1 protein-coding gene is annotated in these 306 nt (G+C 49.3%); it reads left to right on the top strand.

All coding sequences use genetic code 11. The features are described from left to right. Positions 1-306, top strand: a 306-nt coding sequence (locus ABF638_RS38395; RefSeq protein WP_435027953.1) for a tetratricopeptide repeat protein, incomplete at both ends; no start/stop codon positions are given.

Raw genomic sequence — 306 nt, 5'->3', positions numbered from 1 at the left:
AAGGCAGATACAGCGAAGCCGAACCCCTTTTAATCCAAGCTTTGGCACTTAGGCGTAAGCTGCTGGGAGAAGAACATCCATATGTCGCCAGTAGTCTCAACAACCTAGCGTTACTCTACTACTTCCAAGGCAGATACGACGAAGCCGAACCCCTTCACATCCAAGCTTTGGCACTCACGCGCAAACTGCTGGGAGAAGAACATCCAGATGTCGCACTTAGTCTCAACAACCTAGCAAATCTCTACTACTCCCAAGGCAGATACAGCGAAGCCGAACCGCTTTTGTTGCAAGCCTTGCAACTAAGAA

This window comes from Nostoc sp. CALU 1950, from assembly GCF_051172895.1.
In the GTDB taxonomy this organism is placed as follows: Bacteria; Cyanobacteriota; Cyanobacteriia; order Cyanobacteriales; family Nostocaceae; genus Nostoc; species Nostoc edaphicum_A.
The sequence above is the reverse complement of the archived record's forward strand: the minus strand, read 5'-3'. Positions and strand labels throughout refer to the sequence as shown.